Here is a 23,216-nt window from a genome sequence, read left to right on the forward strand (position 1 = left end):
CCCAAGGTCTTTCTCTCGGCCATCGCCTTGGCCGCAACCGTCATGTTCTGGCTATGAGTCCTGAGCGTAAGCGGTCCCGCTCGCTTACATCAGACCTCTTCGCAACCATAGCGGGCCCGATGTCCCGTTCACTGCGACCCTGATGACCGGCTTCCTCGCGTTTCACGGGTAGCACGATCCCCAATCCGATCCTGCTCGTAGAGTCCGTGCGGAAGCTGCCAAGGCAGCGGCCCGACAGTCGAGGCCATGAGACGACCGACGGCCGCCACCTTGCGAGACGGCGGCGCGAGCATGCCCCTTTGTCAATCTCCAATCGCCACGCCCTCGCGACGGCTGTCGGCGCCACCGATCAGGCCGGCCGGGCTGACGACGATCGCCTGAATCCCGGAGGTCATATCCGAGATGCTGACCTCGTGCCCCATGGCTTCGAGCGCCGCCGCCCAGCGCTCAGCCTCGGTCCCCGCCTCCAGCTCGGTCGGGCCGTTGCGAGAGCCGAAGTTGGGCAGGTCGACAGCCTCCTGCGGGTCGAGGGACCAGTCTAGAATGCCCACCAACGTCTTGGCTACGAAGTTGATAATCTGGCTGCCGCCCGGAGAGCCCGTGACGACATAGACCCGGTCGAAGGCGTCGAACACGATCGTCGGCGCCATGGAGCTGCGCGGGCGCTTGCCGGGCTCGACCCGGTTCGCCACGGGCCGCCCATCGTCGTCCGGCGCGAACGCGAAGTCGGTCAGTTCGTTGTTCAGCAGGAAGCCACTTTGGGTCATGATCCGAGCGCCAAATGCGGATTCGATGGTCGTGGTCATGGACACCGCGTTGCCGTCGCGGTCCACGACCGAGATGTGGCTCGTGCCGTTCTCGATCCCGTCCGAAGGCGCGAGCGGCATCCCTTGCTGGAACGGCGGATCGCCCGCTTCCGCCGCGCCCATCGTGCGGTCAGGATCGACGAGCGCGCCGCGGTCGCGAAGGTAACTCTCGTCCAAGAGCCCGCGCAGCGGAACGCCGACGAAGTCCGGATCGGCAACGTATTGAGCGCGGTCGGCAAAGGCCAAGCGCCCGGCCTCGGAGAACCAATGGACTGCTTCGGGCCCCGGTCCGAGGGCGGCCATGTCGACGGGCTCGATGATCGCGAGGACCTGCTGGATGGCCACCGCGCCTGAGGAAGGCGGTCCCATGCCGCAGATCTTGTAGACTCGGTACTCACCACAGACGGGCGGGCGCTCCACGACGCGGTAAGCGGCGAGGTCCGAAATGGTCATGTCACCCGGGTTCGCGGCATGCCCGCCGACGGTGCCCACGATGTCCTCGGCGATAGCACCTGAGTAAAAGGCCCCTGCCCCCTCGTCTGCGATGCGGCGCAGGGTCGCGGCGAAGGCAGGATTGCGGAGCCGGGCGCCCGCTGCTTTCGGGGTCCCATCCGCCTCGTAGAAGTAGGCGCGCGCGGCCGGATCGTCATCGAGGAACTCCTCTTGAGCGAGAAGTCCTGCCAAGCGCGGAGAGATCGCGAAACCATCCTCAGCCAGCCGAACTGCGGGCTCGAAAAGCCGCTCCCAGGGCAGCCGCCCCCAGCGCACGTGAGCCTCTTCGAGTAGCCGGACCGTTCCCGGAACTCCGACCGAGCGACCGCCCACGACCGCCTGCATGAAATCCATGGACTGTCCGTCAAGGCCGAGGAAGCGGTCTGGCGTAGCGGCGGAAGGCGCGGTCTCGCGCCCGTCGAGCGTGACAAGGTCGCGCCGGTCGGCGTCCCAGTGCAGCAGGAAGGCACCACCCCCGATCCCGGAGCTCTGGGGTTCCACGAGGTTGAGCACGAGTTGGACGGCGATGGCCGCATCGACAGCGCTGCCTCCGGCTCGCAGAACATCCAGCCCGGCTTGGGCGGCGAGCGGGTTGGCGGCGGCCACCATCTGGGTCGTGGCCTGCCCCGCGGCGCGAAAGGTGCGCCCCGTGGCCGCCTCCGGCACCGGTGCCAGTTCGGACACCGTTCCCTGCGCGCGAAGGTCCGCAAGGCTCAGAGGCGACATCAGGACACACGCGGCCGAGGTCAGCACGCGCCAGGAGAATACGGGATCGGGCATGTGTCGTCTCCTCTGACGGATCGGAACGGTTGGCTTGCCGGAGCATAGCACGAAGGATCGGGCTGGCTCCGGCCATCGACGCCGGAAAATCTCTTGGTCCCTGAATGATCAGGACTCTCTGGCGCCCAATAATCTTGCAAACCGTTCTGATGTGCTCAAGGATTCGACATTACTGCCAGCTTCGGTCCGCTGCGGTTCTGTCAGGACTCCCGTCCTGCTCCTCGGCGGGACACACGCTCTCAACGCGTCACGGGACCTCAGGGGAGTCCAGAATGTTCCATAACTTCATCGCCGCCGTTGCGGGGTCGATCATGCTGGGCGGCGCGGCTGCAGCGCAGACCGCGGTCCCCTTCGCGCTCGACTGGAAGTTCGAGGGCCCGGCCGCCCCCTACTTCCTGTCCATCGACAACGGTCATTTCACCGGGGCCGGGTTGGAGGTCGAGATCAGCGAAGGCAACGGCTCGCTCGACGCCATTCCCAAGGTCGCCACCGGCGCCTTTCCGGTGGGCTTCGCCGACATCAATTCGCTGATGCGCTTCCTTGACCAGAACCCCGGAGCCCCCGTGACGGCCGTCATGATGATCTATGACAAGCCACCCTTCGCCGTTGTTGGCCGCAAGTCGCTGGGCGTCAATGAGCCCGCCGACCTGACCGGCAAGACGCTGGGCGCCCCGCCCCCGGACGGCGCGTGGTCGCAGTTCCCCATCTTCGCCGCCGAGAACGGGCTCGACATGGCCCAGATCACCGTCAACCCGGTGGGCTTCCCCGTGCGCGAGCCCATGCTGGCCGACGGGCAGGTGCAGGCGATCACCGGCTTTTCCTTCACGTCCTCGCTCAATGCCGAGCGGCTGGGCGTCCCAGCGGACGACCTCACCGTGCTGCTGATGGCCGACCATGGGGTCGCGCTATACGGCAACGCCATCATCGCTAATACCGATTGGGCCGAAGCGAACCCCGAGCTGTTGACGGCCTTCCTGGGCGCTGTGGCAGACGGCTGGAAAGACGCCATTGCCAACCCAGAAGCCGCCGTGCAGGCCTTGGTGGCACGCAACCCGGCCGCCGACCCCGCGTTGGAGCAGCGTCGCCTGCAGCTCGCCATCGACGCGAACGTCCTGACCCCCTGGGTTCAGGAGAACGGTCTGGGCGGCATCGACCCGGCGCGGATGGCCGAGGCCATCGAGCAGACGAAGTCGGTCTACGAGTTCGCCAACGAGCCCGATGCGAGCCTCTACTTCGATCCGCAGTACCTGCCGGCCGACGGTCTGATGCTGCAATGACTCGGCGCGGGGCCCGTCGCGGCTCCGCCCCTTTCCCAGGCCCGCGCCCATGAACCTCATCGACATCAAGGGCGTCACCCACGCCTACCGAACCCCTTCGGGTCCGCTGCCCGTCCTCGACAACCTTGAGATCGGCGTTCCCGAAGGCACCTTTGCCGCCGTGGTAGGCCCCTCGGGCTGCGGCAAGTCCACGCTGACGCGTCTCATCGCCGGGCTGATGACCCCCGACCGAGGAGAAGTCTGGCTTCATGGCGAGCGGGTGCGCTCGCCCCGCAAGACGGTCGGCATGGCATTCCAGAACCCGGTCCTGCTGGAATGGCGGACCATCCTCGACAACGTCCTCCTGCCGCTGGAGATCGTGGCGCCCCGGATGCCGCGCGCCCAGCGGGTCACCAGGGCCGAGGAACTCCTGGCGCTCGTGGGCCTGTCCGGCTTCGAGGGCAAGAAACCCTCGGAACTTTCAGGCGGGATGCGCCAACGCGCCTCGCTCTGCCGGGCCATCGTCCACAAGCCCGAGGTGCTCATCATGGACGAACCCTTCGGCGCGCTTGACAACTTCACGCGCGAAGATCTGTGGCAGACCATGCGCGACCTCCGGGCCAAGGAGCCCTTCACCTGCGTCCTCATCACCCATGACCTGCGCGAAAGCGTGTTCCTGGGCGACCAAGTGATCGTCCTGTCGGGCCGTCCGGCGCGGACCCAGCGGGTGCTGCGCGTCGACCTACCCGCCGACCGCACCATCGATGTCCTCTACACGCCGGCGGCGGTTGAAATGCTGCATACCCTGCGTGACGAGATCCGCATCGCCCAGGGCCGGGCCGGAGGGGCGCATTGATGCTCCGCCGCATCGGGGTGCCCGTCCTCGCGATCCTGGCGTTCCTTGCGCTCTGGGAGGCGCTGGTCTGGTGGAATGGCTGGCCCAACTACGTCATGGCCTCGCCCTCGGACCTGCCCGCCGCCTATGGCCGGTTCTGGGAACTGTTCCTGCTCGGCGGATGGCAGACGCTTTGGCGCACCGTGGCCGGGCTGGCCATCGCCGTCGTCGTTGGCACGCTGCTCGGCATGGTCATGGGCTTCTCGCGCGTTGCCCGGGACGCGCTCTATCCCCTGCTCGTGGGCTTCAACGCGGTACCCAAGGCGACGCTGGTTCCCGTGGTCTCGCTCCTGTTCATCGGGCAGCATGACTTCAACACCGTGCTCATGGCCTTCCTGATCTCGTTCTTCCCCATCGCGGTGTCGGTCGGCATAGGCCTGTCCACCCTCGAGCCCGAGTATCGCGACATCCTTCGCGCGTTGGGAGCTTCACGCGTCACGATCTTCCGGAAGATCGCGCTTCCCAAGACCCTGCCCGAGTTCTTCGGAGCCCTGAAGGTCGCGGTCACGCTGGCCTTCATCGGCACCAATCTGGTGGAGATCGTGTCGCCCCATGGCAAGGGCTTGGGCGCGCTCTTCCAGTCGGGGGCGACCAACGGCGACTATCCATTGATGTTCGCAGTCCTTATCGCCCTCGCCGCGCTCGGCATCGTGCTCTACTACGCCGTCGTGACGCTGGAGCGGACCTTTGCGGGCTGGGCGGAGCGCGAGGCCACCTGACGGCGTGCCGGCTCTCATCGGTCGCGCCATTTCCGGCCTCAGCCGTCGCTATGGCCCGGTCCTGACTGTTCGAGGCCCGGGCCGGTCACCACCTCACCTGTAAGAGCGGCCTAGACGAACACAAAGTCGCCGCTGTCGATCAGCGAGGCGCTCGTGTTCGTCAGGACAATCGACACTTTCGCGAACTGGATCATAGTGTCGGAGCCCCTGGCGCTGATCGTCAGATGGGACAGATCCGAAGCGCCCGACACGATGCGGATAGCATCCACCCCGACCTCGAAATCGGTTATTCTATCACGTCCGCTGCCCTTGCCGAAGACGAAGGCATCGACCCCGGCCCCGCCGGTCAGGCTATCATGGCCTGTACCGCCCCATAGCTCGTCTTGACCGTCACCCCCCGTGAGCTCATCGTCCCCGGCCCCACCGTCCAGGATGTTGCCCCAGCCACCCATCGCGATGAGCGTGTCACGACCCGAGCCCCCATGAAGTTCGCTCGCTCCGCCGCTACCGTTTGCAATCGTCGCCTCGAGTCGGTCATGGCCGTCGCCTCCGTCAAGTTGGTTGCGGGCGAGGCCAGCACCTACGAAATCCACAATGTAGGCGTTGGCATCGGCGAACGCAGTCAGGACGTCATGACCGCTCCCTCCATGCAGGCGGTTGGACGCGGTCGCACCTGAGGTTTCGTCGCCGAGTGAAAGGCCGGCGACTACACGAGCGGTCATGACGTCGTGGCCCTGGCCACCATTCAGATAGTTTTCGCCGGTTGCGGTCGCCCCAGCCACGGCCCGCATCGTGGCTGTCATAACGTCCCGCCCCGAGCCGCCGTCCAAGAGGTTCTTGGCCGTGACGACACTCTCGGCCTCAGCCATCACTGTCGCCGACATGGCGTCATCGCCGCTGCCACCCCACAGATCGGAAGTCAGAGTTGTGTTCCAGTTCTCGCCGTCGGTCGAGTGGTCCGACGCTATCTCGTCGTCACCGCTGCCTCCGTACAGGATGTTGACGCCGACAGGAGCGCCCACGTTGGAATCAGTCTGGGTACTGGCAACGAGGAAGTCGTTCCCTGCCCCACCGTCAATGGAATTGCGCGCCAACTCGCTCGCGTTGGAGAACACGACCGCCGAGGCGGTGATGCGATCGTCGCCTGAATCCCCATTTATCTCATTGACAGCGGTGCTTGCTATTCCGGAGAAGTCGCCGCCAACGGCAACGGCCGAAATGATGTCACCGCCGCTGCCGCCGAAGACGATATTCGTGACCACGCTGTCGCCTACCGCATTCGACACGGCCGAGATCTCTATCATGTCGGACCCAGAGCCGCCAAAGACGGACGTTGTGATGGAGGCGTCCCAGGCCAGAACCTCGACGCCGAGCAAGATCGAGTCATTACCGGACCCACCGTCCACCTTGGTCCGGATCGGCTCGATACCTGCAAACTCCTCGTCTAGGATGTCGAGATCGACCACGAGCCGGTCGTCGCCGGCGCCGCCGATCAGGGCAGTTCGATTGAATGCACTCGATAGAACGTCGTGACCGGCCAAGCCGAACAGCGCCTGCCCGCCTTCCGTCACCGAGATGACGTCACTGCGTTTCGTTCCGAGAACCCGAACCAGGCCGGCATAATGGCCGCTGCCGATGATTCCGAAGAACTTCGAACTGGACATTGGACCTCCCCCCGGATCGAAAGCCCGATCCGCGCCACAATATAGAACCGAATATGAAACTCCCGCCCTCCTTGAAGCTACCTTCCGCCACAACTTGCGTCAACGACAACGCTTGATGCGGATTGTTTCACCTAAAGCCTCTCTAAGCGAACCTTTGGGATGCAAAATCGTTGTTAGATCAATGATCGATACAGGCGTTCCCTGTCAGCCGGGCCGAGTCGTCCGCTGGGTGAATGCAACGCCGCACATCCCCTCATCGCAGTGATCTCTGGGTCTGGAGAGACAAGTGCCTGGTGTTCCGGGCTCAATCCGGACGACAAAGTCCATTGCTTCGTCGGGTGTAGAGTTGCAACACGTGACCGAAGCCCACGTAACGACTGATTGATGGGCTACAACGGCATGACAAGGGTTCAACCCTGGTCCTGGGGCGGCGGTCGGGGCCGCCCGCTCGCCGCGTCGCGCCCTGTCCCGCCTCCCTGGTCCGTAGCCGCACCCACGAGCCCATCCAAGCTGGACGTCTGCCAGTCTTTCTCAGGCCCTCACCGTTCCATCGCCCGTCACGAGGTACTTGAAACTCGTGAGTTGGTCCGCCCCTACGGGGCCGCGGGCGTGAAGCTTGCCCGTCGCGATGCCGATTTCGGCACCCATGCCGAACTCGCCACCATCCGCGAACTGCGTCGAGGCGTTGCGCATCAGGATGGCGCTGTCGAGCCGATGAAAGAACTGCTCGGCCGTAGCGTCGTTCTCGGTCAGGATCGCCTCGGTATGGCCCGAGCCATGGGCGCGGATGTGCGCGATGGCTTCGTCCACGCCATCCACGAGCTTGGCGGCGATGATCATGTCGAGGAACTCTCGGCCGAAGTCGTCGGGAGCGGCCTTGACGGTGCCTGGCACCTTCAGCAGCTCGCCCTCGGTCCGCACCTCGACCCCAGCCTTCAGCAGGTCCTCGATCAGCACCGGCCCGTGTTCGGTGTAGAAGCGCCAGTCGATCAGCAGGCATTCGGCCGCGCCGCAGATGCCCGTGCGCCGCGTCTTGGCGTTCAGCACCACGCGCCGCGCCTTTTCCAGGTCGGCGTCCCGGTCGGCGTAGACGTGGCAGATCCCTTCCAGATGGGCGAAGACCGGCACCCGCGCCTCGGCTTGTACAAGACCCACGAGACCCTTGCCCCCCCTGGGCACGATCACGTCGATGTGCTGGACGGCCTGGAGCATCGCCGTGACCATCGCGCGGTCGCGCGTCGGCACGATCTGGATGGAGTCCTCGGGCAGCCCCGCCTCTCGGAGACCCTGGGCAAGGCAGGCGTGGATCGCAGCGGAGGAGTGGAGGCTTTCGGAGCCGCCCCGCAGGATGACGGCGTTGCCGGCTTGCAGACAGAGCGCGCCGGCGTCGGCAGTCACGTTCGGGCGGGATTCGTAGATCACGCCGATCACGCCCAAGGGCGTGCTGACCCGCTGGATATGAAGACCCGAAGGCACGTCCCATTCGGCAAGCACCCGCCCGACCGGGTCGCGCTGCGCCGCCACGTTGCGCAGGCCATCGGCCATGGCGCGGATGCGGCGAGTATCGAGGATCAGCCGGTCGATCATCGCGGGCGACAGTCCGCGCGCCTCGGCGTAGACGAGGTCCTCGGCGTTGGCGTCCATGATCTCCTGGGCCCTCGCCTCCATGGCGTGCGCGGCGGAGATCAGGGCGGCGTACTTGCGTTCGGACCCTGCGGTGGCGAGCACCTGCGCGGCGGCGCGGGCGCGGCGGCCCATGTCGTCCATTAGGGCGGGGATGTCGGTCTGGTCGAGCATTCAAAGCACCATGTCGTCGCGATGGATGAGGGCCGCGCGCCCTTTGTAGCCCAGGATCGCCTCGATGTCCGCGCTCTTGCGCCCCGTAAGCGCGCGCGCTTCCTCGGCGGTGTAGCGGGTGAGCCCGAGGCCGAGGCGGCAGCCTTCGGAGGACAGGATCGCCACCGGGTCGCCGCGCCCGAACCGTCCCTGCACGCCGACGATGCCGGCCGGCAGCAGGCTCTTGCCTTCGGTGAGCGCGCGGGCTGCGCCGGCGTCGACGCGCAGCTCGCCCTTGGGCTTCATCGCGGCGATCCAGCGCTTGCGGGCGGCATGGGGGTCCGTCTGGGCGAGGAACCAGGTGGCGTTCGCCCCGTTCTCCAGCTCGGACAAGGGGTTCAGGGGCGATCCCAAGGTGATGGCCATGGTGCATCCGGCCTCGGTCGCGACCTTGGCGGCCATGAGCTTGGTGATCATTCCGCCCTTGGACAGGCCGGAGACGCCCTCGCCGGCCATGGCTTCGATCTCGGGCGTGATCCGCTCGACGGTCTCGAAGCGACGGGCGGTCGGGTCGATATGCGGGTTGCCGCTGTAGAAACCGTCGACGTCGGACAGGAGGACCAGCGCGTCGGCCCCGACCGTGACCGCGACCTGCGCCGCGAGCCGGTCGTTGTCGCCGTAGCGGATCTCGTCGGTGGCGACCGTGTCGTTCTCGTTGACGATGGGGACCACGCCCAGCGACAGCATCGTTTCCATCGTCGCGCGCGAGTTCAGATAACGGCGCCGGTCGGTGGAGTCCTCCAGCGTGACAAGGATCTGTCCGGTGACGATGCCGTGGGGCGCGAGAACCTCCTCGTAGGCGCGCGCCAGGCGGATCTGGCCCACGGCGGCGGCGGCCTGCGACTGTTCGAGCGGAAGGCCTCCCTGAGGCAGGGCCAGCACGCCGCGGCCGAGCGCGATGGAGCCGGACGAGACAAGGATGACCTGCGTGCCGCGCGCCCGCAGGCGGGCCACGTCGGCCGCGAGGCTCTGGAGCCAGTCCACCCGCAGGCCGGTCTCACGATCCACGAGGAGCGCCGAGCCGATCTTGACGACCAGGCGGCGGACCGTCGCCAGGGACGAGGTCAGGGCTGCCACGGCTTGTTCTCCTCCTCGACGTCGCGCCGGTCCTCGGCGCGGGCCTCCTCGATGACGGCGCGCAGCGCGCGGAGAACCTCCGTCACGCCCAGCCTGGTCGCGCCCGACATCATCATGACGGGCCCCTCGGCGACCTCTTCGAGGGCCGCGAGCTTCTCTTCTCGCTCCTCCTCGGACAGCGCGTCGATCTTGTTGAGCACGGTAATGCGGGGCTTGTCCGCGAGGTCGCCGCCGTATTCCTCCAGCTCGCCCACGATGATCTCGCAGTCGCTCGCCACATCCTCGCTGGTGCCGTCGATGAGGTGCAGCAGGACCTTGCACCGCTCCACGTGGCCCAGGAACTGGTCGCCCAGGCCGCGGCCTTCGGAGGCGCCCTCGATCAGGCCGGGAATGTCGGCGATGACGAACTCGGCTCCGTCGACCTCGACCACGCCGAGGTTGGGCACCAGCGTGGTGAAGGGATAGTCGGCGATCTTGGGCCGTGCGTTGGAGGTCGCGGCGAGGAAGGTCGACTTGCCGGCGTTGGGCATCCCCAGGAGCCCTGCGTCGGCGATGAGCTTGAGGCGGAGCCAGATCGTCCGCTCGACCCCCTCCTGCCCGGCGTTGGCGCGGCGGGGCGCGCGGTTCGTCGCGGAGGTGAAGCGCATGTTGCCCCAGCCGCCGTTGCCGCCGGCCGCGATCACGACCCGCTGGCCGGGCGCGGTGAGGTCGGCGATGACGGTCTCCTCGTCCTCGTCGATGATCTCGGTCCCCACGGGGACGCGCAGGAGGATGTCGTCGCCGTCGGCGCCGGTCCTTTGGCTGCCCTGCCCGCCCTTGCCGTTCCTGGCGAAGAAGTGCTGCTGGTAGCGGAAGTCGATCAGGGTGTTCAGCCCCTCGACGGCCTCGACGATCACGTCGCCGCCCTTGCCGCCGTCGCCGCCATCGGGCCCGCCGTATTCGACGAACTTCTCGCGCCGGAAGGACACGCAGCCGTTGCCGCCCGCGCCGGAGCGCACATAGACCTTCGCCAGATCGAGAAACTTCATGTTGGGCCGCCTTTCATCAGGGCGCAGGGGATAGCGGAACCGCCGGTCCCGCTCAAGCGCGAGCGTGTCGGCGATGGAGACAAGAATCGCATTCAAAGGTTAACGGATTCTTCGACCACCGAACGGTCCTCCCCCGTTTCGCGCAACACCCCGGCCGCTCGGGAACGCCGGGCGGGGCCGAGCGTTCGGAGACCATGCCGACGAGCCGTCCATGGAGCGGATCGATCTGGGCCGGGGTGCTGGGATTCGCCCTGGGCGGGTTCTTCGATGGCATCCTGCTGCATCAGATCCTGCAATGGCACCATCTCCTGAGCCTCGTGCCGGGCGCGGGCGACATGGGCCGGCAGGTGCTCTGGGACGGGCTGTTCCATGCGCTGATGTACGGGCTGGCCGCGCTGGGGCTCTGGGGGATGTGGCGCGCGGGCCGCCGGGGCGCGATGCCGACGGGGGCGAGGCTCGGGGGGCTGCTGCTCCTGGGCTTCGGCGGCTGGCACCTGGTCGATTCGGTCCTGTCCCACTGGATGCTGGGCATCCATCGCATCCGGGTGGACGCGGCGTATCCGCTGGCCTGGGACCTGCTCTGGCTCGGGGTCTTCGGGCTCGCGCCGATGGCGCTGGGCTGGGCACTGGCGAGACGTGGCGGGGCGCCTCCCGGGCGGGGCGGCCCGATGCTGGCCGCGCTGGCGCTGTTGGCGGTGGGCCTGGGCGGCTGGGCGCTGCGGCCCGCCGAGACGCCGCTGACGGTCGCGGTCTTCGGTCCCGGGCAGGACCCGCGCCGCATCGAGGCGGACCTTGCAGCGCTGGGGGCGCGGATCGTCTGGGCGGGGCCGGACCTCGACGTGGTTGTGGTCGACATCGATCCGGCCCGTCGTTGGAATCTCTATGGGCGCGGAGCCTGGGTCGTCGGCGGGGCCGGCCTGCCGGCCGGCTGCCTGGGCTGGAGCCGCGACGGGCTCAGCGCTTGATAGCCATCGCGTAAGTCCAGGTCGGGACCACGACTCCGCGGGCGACCGAGAAGGACTCGGCGTCGCCCAGATACTCGAAGCCGTTGTTTGTCAGGACCCGGGCCGAGCCGGGATTGTCCTGAAAGACCTCGGCCACGATGGTTTCATCGTCGTGGGGGTTGGCGGCGATGAGCGCGCCGACCGCCTCGGAGGCGAAGCCGGTGTTCCAGAAGGCCGGGGCGATCCAGAAGCTGATCTCGCTCTGCCGGCGGTCCATGCGCGTGAGATGGAGAAGTCCCAGCACCTCGCCCAGGCCTTGGGCGGTGCCGTCGAGGACCCAGATGTCCTCGGTCCGGCCGGGCACGGCGGCGCGGGCGATCAGCGCCTCGGCGGCGCCGGGCGGATAGGGATGGGGGATCAGGCGGGTGTTGCAGGCCACGCGCTTGTCGCCCGCGTAGTGGGCGATCAGGCCGGCATCGGACTTGCAGGGCGGGCGGAGCACGAAGCGGCCTGCGGCGATCACCGGCAAGGCCCCATCGGCGGTCGTCGTTCTCACGACGGATTCAAGCATGCAGGCGTCCTCCCCGACACCGACAGCCGGACAGGATCCGGCAACATCTGGCACCCCTACCGTCGAAACAAGGCGGTTTCGTGAACCCATGTGGGGATGAACGGACGGCTCCGCATCCCGTGATGGCCCGGGGGCGCGCGAAAAAGAAACGGGGACCGGCGGCGCCGGTCCCCGTTCCCGATCAGGTCTGGGCGCCTTACTCGGCCGCTTGCGCGACGGGGGTCACGGACACGAAGGTCCGGCCCTGGAGGCCCTTGCGGAAGCTCACCTGGCCTTCGGCCACGGCGAAGATCGTGTGGTCGGTCCCCATGCCGACGCCGGTGCCGGGCCAGATCTTGGTCCCGCGCTGGCGCACGATGATGTTGCCGGGGATGACGATCTCGCCACCGTACTTCTTGACGCCGAGACGGCGGCCGGCGCTGTCGCGCCCGTTGCGGGAGGACCCGCCAGCTTTCTTGTGTGCCATGGGTGGATCTCCTTAGGCTTGAACGGCGGCCGGACGGGTCGAGGCGCCGATGGCGGCCTTGACGCCGGTGGCGTCGGCGCCGGTGGCCAGGATCTCGGTCACGCGGACCAGCGTGAGTTGCTGGCGGTGGCCCTTGGTCCGCTTGGACGAGTGCTTGCGGCGACGGCGGACGAAGTGGATGACCTTCTCGCCCTTGATCTGGTCGATCACGGTGGCCTGCACGGCCGCGCCCGACACGAGCGGCGCGCCGATCTGGTCGCCCACGATCAGGACTTCGTTGAACTGGATCGTCTCGCCCGCCTCGGCGGCGAGCTTTTCGACGCGCAGCACGTCGCCCTGCTGGACCCGGTACTGCTTGCCGCCGGTCTTGAGAACCGCGAACATCGGTCTTCCTTTCCTCTCCGCGCCCTGCGGCCCCCCGTTCCGGGGCGTTGTGGGGCCGCTCGGGCCCCGCCTTCGGACAGCGCGCCCCGCTGGGGGCGTCCGTTGACATCGCGCGCGGCCAAGGCCACGCACCCCCACAGGCGAATCCGCTTGCCGGGATGGCGGCTTATCTGCGCATCTGCCCCCCAAGTCAACCCAATCGGAGGTCCACTCATGATCCGGTTCCTCGCCCTTTCGGCGCTCCTGACGGTGGGAGCCTGCGCGCAGGGCCTGAACGTCGGCGCGCTGGTCGATCCCGCCGAGGCGCAGCGGCGGGGCGCCGTCGAGGTGGCCGTGAAGTCGGCCTATCCGGGCCTGCTCGACGAGATCGAGGCCGGGGGCGGGCCGTCGATCGGCGCCGCCTTCGATGCGGCCGGGGTGCCGCCGCAGGACCGGCCCGCGCGGCTTCTCCAGCTTCGGGGGGACCTGGGCCTCTACGAGGCGAATCCGGGGGCGCTGGTGGCCGCCCTGATGCTGTATGGCGGCTGAGGCCTAGAGCTCCTCGGTCGTCATGTAGCGGGCGGCGGCATAGCCCAGCCCCCGCGAGACCTCCTGCAGCCGCTCGTCGAAGGCGTCGAACACCGCCCGATTAAGCGCCTGCCCCGGCTCCGTCTCGGAGAAGGCGATCAGCGACTCGATGTCGGCGTCCGAGGCGGGGCCATAGGCCATGAGCAGGAAGGAATAGACCCACTCGGTCGTGTCGGCGCGGACCTGCGGCTCCTGCGACCAGACCTGGGTCAGGACGTCGCCCTCGGTCATCTCGCCGCGCAGCGCGCCGCCGTCCATCAGGCCCATCATGTAGGCGTAGTTGCTGTTCATCGTCCCGGCGACGTTCGTCTCGACCAGGTCGTTGGCCTCGGCGTAGCGCCGGATCAGGTCGAGGCGCGGCAGCTCGTCCGCCATGGCGACGGCCGCCGCCTCCTTGGCTTGCTGCTCGACATCCTCGTCCAGCATCGCCTCGCGCGCGGACAGTTCCAGCGAGGTCATCAGCCGGCCGGAGGGGGACTCGATGAAGGCGCGCATCGCCGCCGTGTCCTCTCCGGCCAGGCCGTCGGACAGCGAGGCGAGGACCTCGGCCTCCATGTGGGCGGGGTCGTAGAGCGAGGACACGATCTCGGTCCAGCGCTCGGGAACCGGACCCTCTCCGAAGATCGACTCGGCCAAGAGCTCTCCGTGCCGCGCCCCTTCCTGCGCCATGACGTCGAGCACGCCCGGCAGGAGAAGCCCGTCATAGACCGCGCGCACGTCCTCGGGGACGGAGGCCGGGTTGGGCTGGGTCGCCGGAGTCTGGGCCAGGGCGGGCGCGGCGGCCAGGACGAGGACGCTGGCGTGGCGAAGGAACATGGGGCGGGCTCCGCTGCAGGGCCGCGGCGCGGCCGGTCTGGAGCGCAAGATAGGCGCCGCCGCCGGACGCGCCAAGAAAGGAGCCGGACGCTCCCCGCATTGTCACCCGGCGCCACGTCAGGCGCGATGGGGGGTTGCGCCCATCCGCGGTCCCGTCTAGATCGGGCGTCGGCCGCGGAGAGATGCCGGAGCGGTCGAACGGGGCGGTCTCGAAAACCGTTGAGGGTGCAAGCCTTCCCAGGGTTCGAATCCCTGTCTCTCCGCCACTTGGCTTTGAAGTATTGATGAATTAGAAAGTACGGTTTGGACAGTTGGCTGGTGCCTCTGCTGCTGATCCAGAAATGTGCACTCGACGCTATGTCTCGATCGGCAGGCCTTTTTCGGACCATTCCTTGAAGCCGCCCATGTTGCGGACATCCGTGTAGCCCATCTCCTGAAGCATGGCCCCGGCCAGAGCTGAGCGGCCCCCGGAGGCGCAGTAGAGCACCACCGGCCTCGCGGGGTCGAAGTTCTTGTCGTGGTAGGGACTCGTGGGATCGGCGCGGAACTCCAGCATGCCCCTGGGCACGTGCACCGCTCCCGGAACCTTGCCGCTGGCCGCGACCTCCGGGGCGTCGCGCACATCCACCACGAGTACGTTGTCCATCCGCGAGACCTCTTCCGGCGTGATGGTTCGCACCTTGCTCTTGGCCTCCGCCACCATCTCTGCGGCCGTCCGTGCCATGGCTTGCCTCCCTGCAACACATCGGCCAGATGGCTGGCCCCGTGCAGCAAGCTATCATGCGTGAAGGTTCCCACCGAGCCCGAATATGGGTCAACGGACGTGGCCCAGGCGAACAGACGCTCCACCTGCATCGCGGAGTTCAGCCGGTGGCGTCGACCAGGTCAGACAAGCCCCACGAGGTCGGGCCCTGGGCGGGGAACCTGACAGGACGCCTGCTGGCCCGGCGCGGTCGGAGGCGACGACGGGCGGGACCATGGCCCATCCGCTCGGACAACCCATGCCGACTGAGCGACCATCGAGAGACCTCTGACCAACCGACTGCAGGGCGGGCGGCAGGTGGACGACCATGGGGTGATCACGGCTCCCCGGCGCGGGCCAACGAGCGGATGCCGCGGGCGAGCCATGTCGAGAGCGCACGAGGACGACGTGCAGCCTTCCATAGCCCGCTTTGCGTGGTCGCCGCGGCCAAGGCGGTGTCCGAGTCCTCTCTCGACAGTCCGTTCGCGAGGGCACCCTGCCCCGCCTGATCCAAAAGTGAGGGGGTGGAGGCCGGAAGCGGTCGGCCTTTCGCGGGGTCGCGCGACCGGCCATGGTCAGATGCGGGCCGTTGTAGGGCCGACCGGCTGCTTCGGCCCCTGTTCGGGCAACGGGTTGTCAGCCTCGCGCCGGCTAACTCCGTCGTGGAATGGACATGAGAGATTCTTGAGCATTCGGCGACGGTGGAACGCAGCTTCCCCCGTCTCCAGATCTCAATCAGCTTCGGCTTCCGCCTCAACCCACGAAGGGGCTGATGCCCTCCTTTGCGAGGCTCCTCATTCTCTCCCTTTTGTTTTCAAGTTTTCACGATGCTCGTGGAGTGACGGATGAATGTTGGTGGCCTACTCCGCCACAAGCTAACGGGCTTGGAGGTGCGCTCCTTTGCTCAGGACAAACACTCCGACGGGAGTGGAATTCGGCTTTGAAGGCGCGAAGACGGCGGCTGGCACCGGCCGTTGCGGGTCTCCCTGTATAGGCGGCGGCAGGAGATGAGCTTCGACTTCCCATCCTAGGGGAGCTTGGAGTTGATACATGAAGCTGCGGCCCATCGAGCGTCTGGACTGGGACAACGTTGATCGTTCAAGCAGGGCCAGCGGCAGAAGCGGATGGCTTTATGCAACTGCGCCTTCCCGGGGCCTGAGGGCGATGGCCCTCCTTCCGGTCCCGCGCCACCCGGGCCGCGAACTCGAGGCAGGAGCGGCTCCGCCCGTGGATCGAGGACCTCCGTCGACCGGCGCGTCCGGCTGACCCGGAGCGCCGGGCGTCCGTGCATGACCGCGTCGGTGAGTTCGAGCCGGCGGGAACTCCTCCCGCCGGGGGCCGAAAGCGGGTCCGACGCTCCGGCCGCCGGCGGACGCAAGTTTTATCGTCGCGCCGGAGCCGGCCCTCGATTGCGGTCGCGGGACCTTCGGCCTGCTCGCCGTCCGGAGCCCTCATTTGCCCGCCAACAGGCCCGAAAGCCCGTGTCAGCAAGGACCACATCTCAGGCGGAGGGCCACCGTCAGCGACACCGCAGGTGGTCATCGCCGCCACTTCCTATTCCTTAGCCTTGTGCCTCACGATGACGACCCGTTGCGGTTCGCGCCGGACCGGAGCAGACTTCCGCAACGGAAAGGAGCGCTCGCCTTGGGCTCGGAAATTTCGCTTCGGGGTCCCCGGCTGTTCCGGGGGCTGCATTACTTCGAGGCTGTGGCGCGACTCGGGTCGGTGTCCCTTGCCGCGGAAGAGACGGGCGTGTCCGCCAGCGCGGTCAGCCACCAACTCCGCGACCTGTCCGCCGCTCTGGGGGAGGAACTCCTCGTCAAGCAGGGGCGTGGCATCGTCCTGACGGAGGCCGGCCTGCGGCTCTTCGAGGGCCTCGGCGCGACGTTCTCGGGACTCGACACGATGGTCGCCGAGGTCGTGGGCGGCCGCCCGCGGGTCCTGCGCCTCGCCGTATGCTCGAGCTTCGGGCCTGCGTGGCTGGCTCCCCGGCTCCCGGGCTTCGCCGAGGCGAACCCCCGACTGGAACTCGAGCTTCGGCTCTACTCTCACGACCCGGAGCAGACCCATTCAGTCGCCGACGCCATCGTGACGGCGCAGCCCATCAAGCCGGGCTTCCATTCGATCGAGCTCTTCGAGGAGATGCTGGTGGCCGTCCAGTCGCCCCGCCGGTTCGCGGCGACGGGCTTGGCTCTGCCGCAGCTCATCACCACGGACCTCGCCGAGGGCGAGGTGGGACAGGACTGGCACGATTACTGCCGGCGAACCGGGCTGCCATTCGCCGAGATCAGCAAGGGCGGTTTCGTCCGCTGCACCCACTACATTCTTGCGCTCGAGCTCGCGCGTGCCGGCATGGGGGTCGCCCTGGTCCCTGACTTTCTTGCTGCCGAAGGGATCGGCAACGGAAGCCTCGCTTACTTCGACCGATCCCGTCAGCCCTCCGGCCGAACCTACCGGCTGGCCTTCAAGGTCGCGCGCAGGTCGGACGAGGCCATCCGCACCTTCGCCCGCTGGGCGCAGGCCGAGGCGAGGAAAGCTTACACCAAAGACCCTGCGCGCCGGGCCGTCGCCTCGTAGGCGACCCGAGGCCGGGTCCCTCTCGGCGATCCTTGAGCCGGCCTCAGGAGTCACCCGATCTGCTCAATTGTCGCCTGACCGGCCGTGTGGAGACTGGCGGGGAGACGTCAGGCGGACTGCCGATCCAGGGCCGCGCCGGGCGTTGACCGTCGGGGGCGCCCCGCACGCGCCGCCCGGCGGACCCTGAAGCCAAGGCGGAAGACCCGTACACAGGAGTTCCAGATGCGCAAGATCCTCCCGCCCCTCGCCCTCGCCCTCGTGGCAGCCTGCGCGGCGCAGGCCAACACTCCGCTCTTTACAGCCGAGTGCCCGAACGGAGCGTTCATCTCCTCCGAGGAGGACGGCGACATCATCGTCAACGGCGACGCCGCCTCGGTCGACCGGCCGAGCGACACCTTCTGGGCGGTCTTCTACGAAGGCGTCGAGTACGACGTCACCTTCGACGAGACGGGGGCCATGGTGAGCTATACCGCCCCCGGCGGCGCGAACGGGATGTGCGCGACCGAGATGCTGTCCGACGGCGAGTGACACGCCGGACGGACAGGCTCCCGCTCTCCGGGGCGGGACGCGCTGCAGAGACCCCCACCCGACGGGCACCTTCGAGGTGCCGACCCTTCAGGACAGGACCCCCCATCATGACGTTCAAGCTCCTCCCCCTCGCCGCCCTCGCCTTCGCCTCGCTTTCCCTCTCGGCTTGCGTCGACTTGGAGGACCTCGAGGAAGCCGAAGCAGGCATTCCCTCGGCCGCCGAGCAGGCCTGCCTCGCCGCCATCTCGCGTGAGACGAACAACGGCGACGTGATCCTTCTCGGCTCCGAGTTCTCGCAGGCGGCCACCAGCGTGAGCGTCGGCGTCGGCCCCGACCGGGCTCCCTGGCGCTGCAACGCCGATTCGGCGGGCAACGTCTTCGGCGTCGAGTACGTGGGACCCTCCGAAGGCTTCCTCTGACGCGGGTCTGCCCCGGCGGTGGGGCGCAGCCACGCCGTCCTGCCCCGCGGCGGCCGCCGCGGGCGCTTCCAGCACAGGAGACCTCAATGTCCGCCATCCGCACTCTTCTCGTCGCAGCGAGCCTCGCACTGACCGCCGTGGCCATACAAGCGCAGGAGATCCGCACCGAGCAGGTCCGCTTCGCCGCCGGCGCCACAGGGACCAGCATCTCCGACGAGGTCACGGGCCGGGAGTCGGTCTCCTACCTCGTTGGCGCGCAGGCCGGGCAAGTGATGAGCGTCGTGCTCTCCTCCGACAGCACGGCCGTCTACTTCAACCTCTATGCGCCCGGGCGCGGCCCCGGTGACGAGGCCCTGGCCATCGGCGAGTTGCAGCCCGAGATCAACCGCTGGGAAGGGGTGCTCCCCGCCTCGGGCACCTATACCGTCTCGGTCTTCCTCGTCCGCAGCGCCGCCCGCCGGGGCGAGGCCGCGCGCTACACGCTCGACATCGCGATCCCGCCCGACGGCTCCTGGGCGGAGCCGGTCGAAGGGGACTACGCCGACGGGCTCGAAGGCGGGCCGGACTTCTGGGAGGTCCGCAGTTCGGGGATGCTCAACCTTCGGTCCCAACCCTCCACGGGTGCCGCGGTCGTCTTCCGGGCCGAGCCCGGGCTCATCCTTCGCAACCTCGGCTGCCGCATGAACGAGGGCCGCCGCTGGTGTCAGGTCGTGACCATGGGCGACAGCGGCATCGAGGGCTGGGCCGCCGGCGACTTCCTGGGCGAGAGCGGCTATGTCGAGGAAGGCTCCGCCACGCAGCTTCCCGACATGATCCCGACGGGCAACCCTGACGGCGAGGACGCGGTCGATCCAGTCACGGGCTTCGCGGCGACCGGGATCATCGATTGCTTCGCCGGGCCCGGAGCGGAGCGGCTCGGCTGCGACTTCGGCGTCTGGCGCGAGGGCAACGGCTCGGGCACGGTCCAGATCACCATGCCGGACGGGACCGTCCGCGCCGTCCGCTACGAAGGCGGCCGCCCCGTGGGCTTCGACCGCTCCGAGGCCGACGGGGACATGGCCTTCGAGGCGACCCGCCAAGACGACAATTACTTCATCTACATCGGCGACCAGAGCGTCCTGATTCCAGATGCGGTGATCTTCGGCGGCTGACGGCGGATTGTCGGCCTGCCTTCCACCCGGACCGGCAGGCCGAACGGCGACAGACGAAAGCAGCCGTGGGGACGACCTCCCATGACCAGCCGGCCACCTTTCTACGGACCGCGCCTCTTCCGCAGCCTCCACTGTTTCGAGGCCGTCGCGCGCCACGGCTCCGTAGCCAAGGCAGCGACCGAGCTGGGGGTTTCCGCAAGCGCCGTCAGCCACCAGTTGCGCGAATTGGCCGCCACGCTGGGCGAGGAACTCGTGGTCAGGCGCGGCCGAGGCATCGTCCTGACCGCGACCGGGCGGCGGCTTTTCGAGAGGATCGGCACCACCTTTGCCGACCTGGAAGCCCTCGCCCCGCAAGGCGCCGCGTCCCGGCCGCAGAGCCTTCGTCTCGGAGTCGAGCCGGCGTTTGGGCAGGCCTGGCTGCCGCCGCGGCTTCCGGCCTTCGTGCAGGACCATCCGAGGATCCAGCTTGAGCTCCGTCTCTGCGCCGGGGCGCCGTCCGACGCGGAGGCGGTCCCGGATGTCTTGGTCACGACCGCGCCGCCGGCATCGGGGCATATCGCCATCGATCTGTTCGACGAGCCCCTTGTTGCCGTCACAGCCGGCGGCCCAGCGGGAAGGGGCTCGCGCGGTCAGCGCTGCGTCGTGACCACCGACCGCGAAGGGACCGAGGGACTGGGCGAAGACTGGCGTCTCTTCTGCCGGGAGACTGGTCGCTCCGAGGACGAGATTCTTCGCCGCGGGATCGTCCGCTGCTCGCATGACTTGCTCGCTCTTGCCCTCGCCGTCGCCGGCCTTGGCATGGCGCTCGTGCCCGAGTTCCTGGCCGCGCGACCGATCGCCAACGGAAGCCTTATCGCCGCCGATCCGGTCCGCCTGACGGGCCGCCGGACCTACCGGCTGCACCTGCGCGAGGCGAAGCGCGACGATCCCGCGATCCGGGCCCTGGCTGGCTGGCTCGTCGCCCAGGCTGGCCGCTCGGTCATCCCCTTTCCACCACGCGGGCAGGTGGAGCCATGAGCGGTCCCGATGTGGAGGGCCTGCCCAAGGCTTCAACTCCTGAGCAGGCTGGGGTTCATGAGCAAGACGACCACTACGTAGGCCCCCGAGGTGCGCGAGCATGCTCGACTTGTGGGGCTGGACGATGAAGGTCAGCATGGCTCCAACTGGGCGGCCCTCATGTCCATCTCCGCATAGACCGGCTTTGGGGCGAGGACCCTGAACGAGTGGGTGAGGAAGACCGAGGTGGAGAGCGGTCGGCGCGCATGCGGCGCGCCGGACCGTTCGTCGCGGGGCGGGCCTCGATCCGGCCGGCGACGTCGACGAGGACGGGGGCCCCCGGTCCGGGCGGACAGGCAGGCTGCCTCGAGCGCGGCAAAGCCAGCCTCAATGGCGATGGGCAGGTCCTGACCGCGGCGGCAGTCCACGATCCGGGCCGCGCCGGCGACAAAGGTGACGAGGCCCCGGATGGTCAGATCGAGGTCGCCGGGGTCAAGCGGCCCGCCGGCGAGGTTGTGGGGCAGGCCCGACGCGGCTTGGCGCCTGTCGGGCCCGAGAGCACGGAGCGAGTCAGGGCCCGTGATTGCCCATTAGGCGGGGCCGTCCTCCAGCCCTTCGAGGACCAGGACGCCTCGCGACGGATCGACTGGCCAGCGCCCAAGCACGCTCTCGGTCAGGGGCACGCGGCCGCCTACCCAGTCGCGCCGCAGGGCGAAGCTTCAGTCGGTCGGCCACAGGTCGAGATGCGTGCGGATCCCCAAGCAGTCGGCGCAGGGCAGCGTGCCGGTAAATGTGGCCGGCAGGCGCAGGCCGCAGACCGTGGCGGGCGGCAGTGCCTCGGCCCCCGCAGGCCACGCGGCCGGACCGGGGAGCGTCAGGAGAGCCATGGCAGCCAGAACCGCGCGCGCCGCCGCGCGGCGGCGGGCCAGGCCGGCCCCGGCGAGCGGCGGACGGCCCGATCGCGTCATCCGCAGGTGACCCGAGCCACGGTGCCCCGGTCGTCGAGCTCGAAGTTGACGCGGTTGGGGACGAGGTCCGTGGCGACGGGATCGCCGGGTCGAAGGATGCGAACCGGGCTGTCGAAGATCACGTTCGACAGCGCGGACGCGTCACGCCCCACGTATTCGCGACCGAGCGCGCCAGAGTCGCAGACGGCGGAGCCGGCCGGATTGCTTCCTCCCACGGTCGGGGAAGGCAAGGGACGGGAGGCTCCCACACACCCTGCAAGTGTCAGGAAGCCCAGAAACGAGTACAGCCGAAAGATCAGGGTCATGACGCGTCCTCCGGCCAACATATCCCGACCCCGTTGGACTTGGAGACTGGAAGGCAATCCGGCCTCTGCCCAGTCTGGGCGGGCTCAGACCCGCCCGTCCATCGACAGCAGCACGGCGATCCACCGGCCGCCCCGCAGTTCGGCCAGAACGAGGAGGATGCAGACGGTGAACGGCACGCTCAGGAGCGCGCCCGGCAGGCCCCAGATGCCGGTCCAAGCCGTCAGCGACAGGATCACCATCAAGGGCGACAGGTTCAGGGAGCGTCCCATCAGGGCCGGCTCCACGACATTGCCCAAGACCATCTGGACCGTCCCGAGGCCCAGCAGGAGAACGAGGACGGGCGCGGGCTCGCCGAACTGCACGACCGCCATGGCCGAGGCCAGAGCGACGGCCAGGACGGAGCCGATGGAAGGGATGAAGTTCAGGGCGAAGGTCAGGACCGCCCAGGTCTCGGCGAAGTCGAGCCCGAGGGGCTTCATGACGGCGTAGCTCGCCAGAGCCGTCAGGACCGAGACGAATGTCTTCACGCCAAGATAGCGCTTGATGGAGGCCGAGGCCCGCGCGGCGACCTCGATCACCTTGGCGCCCGAGCCGTCCGGGCCGGCGGCGGCCTCGATCTTGGCCCGCATGGGGTGGCGTTCGAGGAGGAGGAACGGGACGTAGAGGAGCGTGAGCAGGAGCCCGGTCGCGTCCTGGACGAGCCGGAGGACGAGGCCCGCGACATCGGTCCGGCCCAGGAGGTCCCGCAGCCCGGCCAGCACGGGCCCGGCCCATCCGGCGTCGCCGGGGCTGGCCCACTGCTCCAGGCGGACGGCGTAGTGCGGCAGGGCTGCCGCCAGACCGGAGAGCTGCGCCCCGACGATGCTCGTGAACGCCAGCCCCCCGAGGAGCAGAACGGCGAAGGACAGGGCGTGCGCGGCCCAGGCGGGCACGGCGCGGCCGAACGGCCGGCGGGCGCGCAGCCAGTCGGCGAGCGAGGACAGAAGGACGACGAGCAGCAGCGCGAAGGCCAGGGGGATCAGGAAATCGCGGAACAGGTACAGCCCCGACAGTCCGAGCGCCGCAACGAGCAGGCCGTCCCGGGTCCAGGCGAGCCGGTCGCCGGCTGGCGCTTCGGGGACCTGGGCCATAGGCACCTCGGCAGGTTCGGGGGCAGGTTCCAAAGGGCGGATCGCGCGCTGGCGTCCCCCTGTCCGCGGTGCCCGACCGCAGGCGTCGCGGTCAAGGC

The 23,216-nt window shown here is 68.4% G+C and carries 22 protein-coding genes, 1 tRNA gene and 1 pseudogene; 11 read left to right on the plus strand and 13 right to left on the minus strand.

Translation table 11 applies throughout. The features are described from left to right. Positions 1-302: 302 nt before the first annotated feature. The gene (gene ggt / locus FHG71_RS17540; RefSeq protein ID WP_139083000.1) at positions 303-2,078 is read right to left on the minus strand and encodes a gamma-glutamyltransferase; all 1,776 of its coding nucleotides are present in this window, start codon (positions 2,076-2,078) and stop codon (positions 303-305) included. Positions 2,079-2,350: 272 nt separating this feature from the next. On the opposite strand from ggt, the gene FHG71_RS17545 reads away from it, so the two are divergent. Genes FHG71_RS17545 through FHG71_RS17555 form a run of 3 tightly spaced genes read left to right on the plus strand, consistent with a single transcriptional unit; the run spans position 2,351 to position 4,948 of the window. After that, entirely contained in the window at positions 2,351-3,355 is a 1,005-nt protein-coding gene (locus tag FHG71_RS17545; protein ID WP_139083001.1) for an ABC transporter substrate-binding protein, read from the plus strand. A 49-nt stretch (positions 3,356-3,404) separates the two neighbouring features. Further along, positions 3,405-4,190 carry an ABC transporter ATP-binding protein gene (locus FHG71_RS17550; protein WP_139083002.1) on the plus strand — a complete coding sequence of 262 codons (786 nt, stop codon included), beginning with the start codon at positions 3,405-3,407 and terminating at the stop codon, positions 4,188-4,190. Continuing rightward, positions 4,190-4,948, plus strand: coding sequence for an ABC transporter permease (locus tag FHG71_RS17555; protein ID WP_139083003.1), 759 nt, complete (start codon positions 4,190-4,192; stop codon positions 4,946-4,948). Before FHG71_RS17550 ends, FHG71_RS17555 begins: the two co-directional genes overlap by 1 nt. 110 nt (positions 4,949-5,058) lie before the next feature. On the opposite strand, the gene FHG71_RS17560 is transcribed toward FHG71_RS17555, so the two are convergent. The 4 genes from FHG71_RS17560 to obgE all read right to left on the minus strand — a co-directional run bounded on the left by FHG71_RS17560 (position 5,059) and on the right by obgE (position 10,553). Continuing rightward, positions 5,059-6,612 carry a calcium-binding protein gene (locus FHG71_RS17560; protein ID WP_139083004.1) on the minus strand — a complete coding sequence of 518 codons (1,554 nt, stop codon included), beginning with the start codon at positions 6,610-6,612 and terminating at the stop codon, positions 5,059-5,061. 531 nt (positions 6,613-7,143) lie between these two features. After that, positions 7,144-8,409 carry a glutamate-5-semialdehyde dehydrogenase gene (locus FHG71_RS17565; RefSeq protein ID WP_139083005.1) on the minus strand — a complete coding sequence of 422 codons (1,266 nt, stop codon included), beginning with the start codon at positions 8,407-8,409 and terminating at the stop codon, positions 7,144-7,146. Then, a complete protein-coding gene (gene proB / locus FHG71_RS17570; protein WP_176559487.1) occupies positions 8,410-9,525 on the minus strand; it encodes a glutamate 5-kinase in 1,116 nt (371 codons plus the stop codon). Beyond that, entirely contained in the window at positions 9,513-10,553 is a 1,041-nt protein-coding gene (gene obgE, locus FHG71_RS17575) for a GTPase ObgE (RefSeq protein WP_139083006.1), read from the minus strand. The genes proB and obgE overlap by 13 nt, the downstream gene beginning before the upstream one ends. 194 nt (positions 10,554-10,747) lie before the next feature. Here obgE and FHG71_RS17580 point away from each other — a divergent pair, with 194 nt between their 5' ends. Further along, a complete protein-coding gene (locus tag FHG71_RS17580; RefSeq protein WP_139083007.1) occupies positions 10,748-11,518 on the plus strand; it encodes a DUF2243 domain-containing protein in 771 nt (256 codons plus the stop codon). Here FHG71_RS17580 and FHG71_RS17585 read toward each other — a convergent pair. The 3 genes and pseudogenes from FHG71_RS17585 to rplU form a co-directional block, all read right to left on the minus strand. Beyond that, positions 11,508-12,068 carry a GNAT family N-acetyltransferase gene (locus tag FHG71_RS17585; protein ID WP_139083008.1) on the minus strand — a complete coding sequence of 187 codons (561 nt, stop codon included), beginning with the start codon at positions 12,066-12,068 and terminating at the stop codon, positions 11,508-11,510. The two genes, FHG71_RS17580 and FHG71_RS17585, sit on opposite strands and share 11 nt — an antisense overlap. Before the next feature lie 196 nt (positions 12,069-12,264). Beyond that, positions 12,265-12,534: a 50S ribosomal protein L27 gene (rpmA, locus tag FHG71_RS17590; protein ID WP_139083009.1), complete on the minus strand. Its 270-nt coding sequence runs from the start codon at positions 12,532-12,534 to the stop codon at positions 12,265-12,267. Positions 12,535-12,549: 15 nt separating this feature from the next. After that, positions 12,550-12,918: pseudogene (rplU, locus tag FHG71_RS17595) on the minus strand (50S ribosomal protein L21); the annotation flags it as partial. A gap of 213 nt (positions 12,919-13,131) precedes the next feature. Between rplU and FHG71_RS17600 the strand changes: the two are divergent. Beyond that, a complete protein-coding gene (locus tag FHG71_RS17600; RefSeq protein ID WP_246045502.1) occupies positions 13,132-13,446 on the plus strand; it encodes a hypothetical protein in 315 nt (104 codons plus the stop codon). Positions 13,447-13,449: 3 nt separating this feature from the next. On the opposite strand, the gene FHG71_RS17605 is transcribed toward FHG71_RS17600, so the two are convergent. Beyond that, a complete protein-coding gene (locus FHG71_RS17605) occupies positions 13,450-14,301 on the minus strand; it encodes a hypothetical protein (RefSeq protein ID WP_139083011.1) in 852 nt (283 codons plus the stop codon). A 176-nt stretch (positions 14,302-14,477) separates the two neighbouring features. On the opposite strand from FHG71_RS17605, the gene FHG71_RS17610 reads away from it, so the two are divergent. Further along, positions 14,478-14,567 (plus strand) — tRNA-Ser (locus FHG71_RS17610). Positions 14,568-14,656: 89 nt separating this feature from the next. On the opposite strand, the gene FHG71_RS17615 is transcribed toward FHG71_RS17610, so the two are convergent. Beyond that, positions 14,657-15,025, minus strand: a complete 369-nt coding sequence (locus FHG71_RS17615; protein ID WP_139083012.1) for a rhodanese-like domain-containing protein — start codon at positions 15,023-15,025, stop codon at positions 14,657-14,659. Positions 15,026-16,687: 1,662 nt separating this feature from the next. On the opposite strand from FHG71_RS17615, the gene FHG71_RS17620 reads away from it, so the two are divergent. From FHG71_RS17620 to FHG71_RS17640, 5 genes are all read left to right on the plus strand, one after another. Beyond that, on the plus strand, positions 16,688-17,620 hold the full coding sequence (locus tag FHG71_RS17620; protein WP_139083013.1) for a LysR family transcriptional regulator: 933 nt from the start codon (positions 16,688-16,690) through the stop codon (positions 17,618-17,620). Between the two features lie 222 nt (positions 17,621-17,842). Then, entirely contained in the window at positions 17,843-18,148 is a 306-nt protein-coding gene (locus tag FHG71_RS17625; RefSeq protein ID WP_139083014.1) for a hypothetical protein, read from the plus strand. Between the two features lie 107 nt (positions 18,149-18,255). Next, the gene (locus tag FHG71_RS17630; RefSeq protein ID WP_139083015.1) at positions 18,256-18,567 is read left to right on the plus strand and encodes a hypothetical protein; all 312 of its coding nucleotides are present in this window, start codon (positions 18,256-18,258) and stop codon (positions 18,565-18,567) included. A gap of 86 nt (positions 18,568-18,653) precedes the next feature. Next, positions 18,654-19,718 carry an SH3 domain-containing protein gene (locus tag FHG71_RS17635; RefSeq protein ID WP_139083016.1) on the plus strand — a complete coding sequence of 355 codons (1,065 nt, stop codon included), beginning with the start codon at positions 18,654-18,656 and terminating at the stop codon, positions 19,716-19,718. An 81-nt stretch (positions 19,719-19,799) separates the two neighbouring features. Beyond that, on the plus strand, positions 19,800-20,735 hold the full coding sequence (locus FHG71_RS17640; RefSeq protein WP_139083017.1) for a LysR family transcriptional regulator: 936 nt from the start codon (positions 19,800-19,802) through the stop codon (positions 20,733-20,735). 698 nt (positions 20,736-21,433) lie between these two features. Here FHG71_RS17640 and FHG71_RS17645 read toward each other — a convergent pair. From FHG71_RS17645 to FHG71_RS17655, 3 genes are all read right to left on the minus strand, one after another. After that, entirely contained in the window at positions 21,434-21,682 is a 249-nt protein-coding gene (locus FHG71_RS17645; protein WP_139083018.1) for a copper resistance protein NlpE N-terminal domain-containing protein, read from the minus strand. Beyond that, the gene (locus FHG71_RS17650) at positions 21,679-21,987 is read right to left on the minus strand and encodes an I78 family peptidase inhibitor (RefSeq protein WP_176559488.1); all 309 of its coding nucleotides are present in this window, start codon (positions 21,985-21,987) and stop codon (positions 21,679-21,681) included. The genes FHG71_RS17645 and FHG71_RS17650 overlap by 4 nt, the downstream gene beginning before the upstream one ends. Positions 21,988-22,071: 84 nt before the next feature. Beyond that, complete coding sequence (locus FHG71_RS17655; protein ID WP_139083020.1) at positions 22,072-23,118, minus strand: AI-2E family transporter; 1,047 nt, start codon at positions 23,116-23,118, stop codon at positions 22,072-22,074. Positions 23,119-23,216 lie beyond the last annotated feature (98 nt).

Source organism: Rubellimicrobium roseum (genome assembly GCF_006152145.1).
Lineage (GTDB): Bacteria > Pseudomonadota > Alphaproteobacteria > Rhodobacterales > Rhodobacteraceae > Rubellimicrobium > Rubellimicrobium roseum.

What these genes read in the sequence shown, in the direction of transcription:
- ggt (WP_139083000.1), bottom strand. Translation starts at nt 2,078, where the DNA reads ATGCCCGATCCCGTATTCTCCTGGCGCGTGCTGACCTCGGCCGCGTGT.
- FHG71_RS17555 (WP_139083003.1), top strand. Translation starts at nt 4,190, where the DNA reads ATGCTCCGCCGCATCGGGGTGCCCGTCCTCGCGATCCTGGCGTTCCTT.
- FHG71_RS17560 (WP_139083004.1), bottom strand. Translation starts at nt 6,612, where the DNA reads ATGTCCAGTTCGAAGTTCTTCGGAATCATCGGCAGCGGCCATTATGCC.
- FHG71_RS17600 (WP_246045502.1), top strand. Translation starts at nt 13,132, where the DNA reads ATGATCCGGTTCCTCGCCCTTTCGGCGCTCCTGACGGTGGGAGCCTGC.
- FHG71_RS17550 (WP_139083002.1), top strand. Translation starts at nt 3,405, where the DNA reads ATGAACCTCATCGACATCAAGGGCGTCACCCACGCCTACCGAACCCCT.
- FHG71_RS17655 (WP_139083020.1), bottom strand. Translation starts at nt 23,118, where the DNA reads ATGGCCCAGGTCCCCGAAGCGCCAGCCGGCGACCGGCTCGCCTGGACC.
- FHG71_RS17565 (WP_139083005.1), bottom strand. Translation starts at nt 8,409, where the DNA reads ATGCTCGACCAGACCGACATCCCCGCCCTAATGGACGACATGGGCCGC.
- FHG71_RS17650 (WP_176559488.1), bottom strand. Translation starts at nt 21,987, where the DNA reads ATGACCCTGATCTTTCGGCTGTACTCGTTTCTGGGCTTCCTGACACTT.
- FHG71_RS17580 (WP_139083007.1), top strand. Translation starts at nt 10,748, where the DNA reads ATGCCGACGAGCCGTCCATGGAGCGGATCGATCTGGGCCGGGGTGCTG.
- FHG71_RS17615 (WP_139083012.1), bottom strand. Translation starts at nt 15,025, where the DNA reads ATGGCACGGACGGCCGCAGAGATGGTGGCGGAGGCCAAGAGCAAGGTG.
- FHG71_RS17640 (WP_139083017.1), top strand. Translation starts at nt 19,800, where the DNA reads ATGACCAGCCGGCCACCTTTCTACGGACCGCGCCTCTTCCGCAGCCTC.
- FHG71_RS17605 (WP_139083011.1), bottom strand. Translation starts at nt 14,301, where the DNA reads ATGTTCCTTCGCCACGCCAGCGTCCTCGTCCTGGCCGCCGCGCCCGCC.
- FHG71_RS17635 (WP_139083016.1), top strand. Translation starts at nt 18,654, where the DNA reads ATGTCCGCCATCCGCACTCTTCTCGTCGCAGCGAGCCTCGCACTGACC.
- obgE (WP_139083006.1), bottom strand. Translation starts at nt 10,553, where the DNA reads ATGAAGTTTCTCGATCTGGCGAAGGTCTATGTGCGCTCCGGCGCGGGC.
- FHG71_RS17630 (WP_139083015.1), top strand. Translation starts at nt 18,256, where the DNA reads ATGACGTTCAAGCTCCTCCCCCTCGCCGCCCTCGCCTTCGCCTCGCTT.
- FHG71_RS17585 (WP_139083008.1), bottom strand. Translation starts at nt 12,068, where the DNA reads ATGCTTGAATCCGTCGTGAGAACGACGACCGCCGATGGGGCCTTGCCG.
- FHG71_RS17625 (WP_139083014.1), top strand. Translation starts at nt 17,843, where the DNA reads ATGCGCAAGATCCTCCCGCCCCTCGCCCTCGCCCTCGTGGCAGCCTGC.
- rpmA (WP_139083009.1), bottom strand. Translation starts at nt 12,534, where the DNA reads ATGGCACACAAGAAAGCTGGCGGGTCCTCCCGCAACGGGCGCGACAGC.
- FHG71_RS17545 (WP_139083001.1), top strand. Translation starts at nt 2,351, where the DNA reads ATGTTCCATAACTTCATCGCCGCCGTTGCGGGGTCGATCATGCTGGGC.
- FHG71_RS17645 (WP_139083018.1), bottom strand. Translation starts at nt 21,682, where the DNA reads ATGACGCGATCGGGCCGTCCGCCGCTCGCCGGGGCCGGCCTGGCCCGC.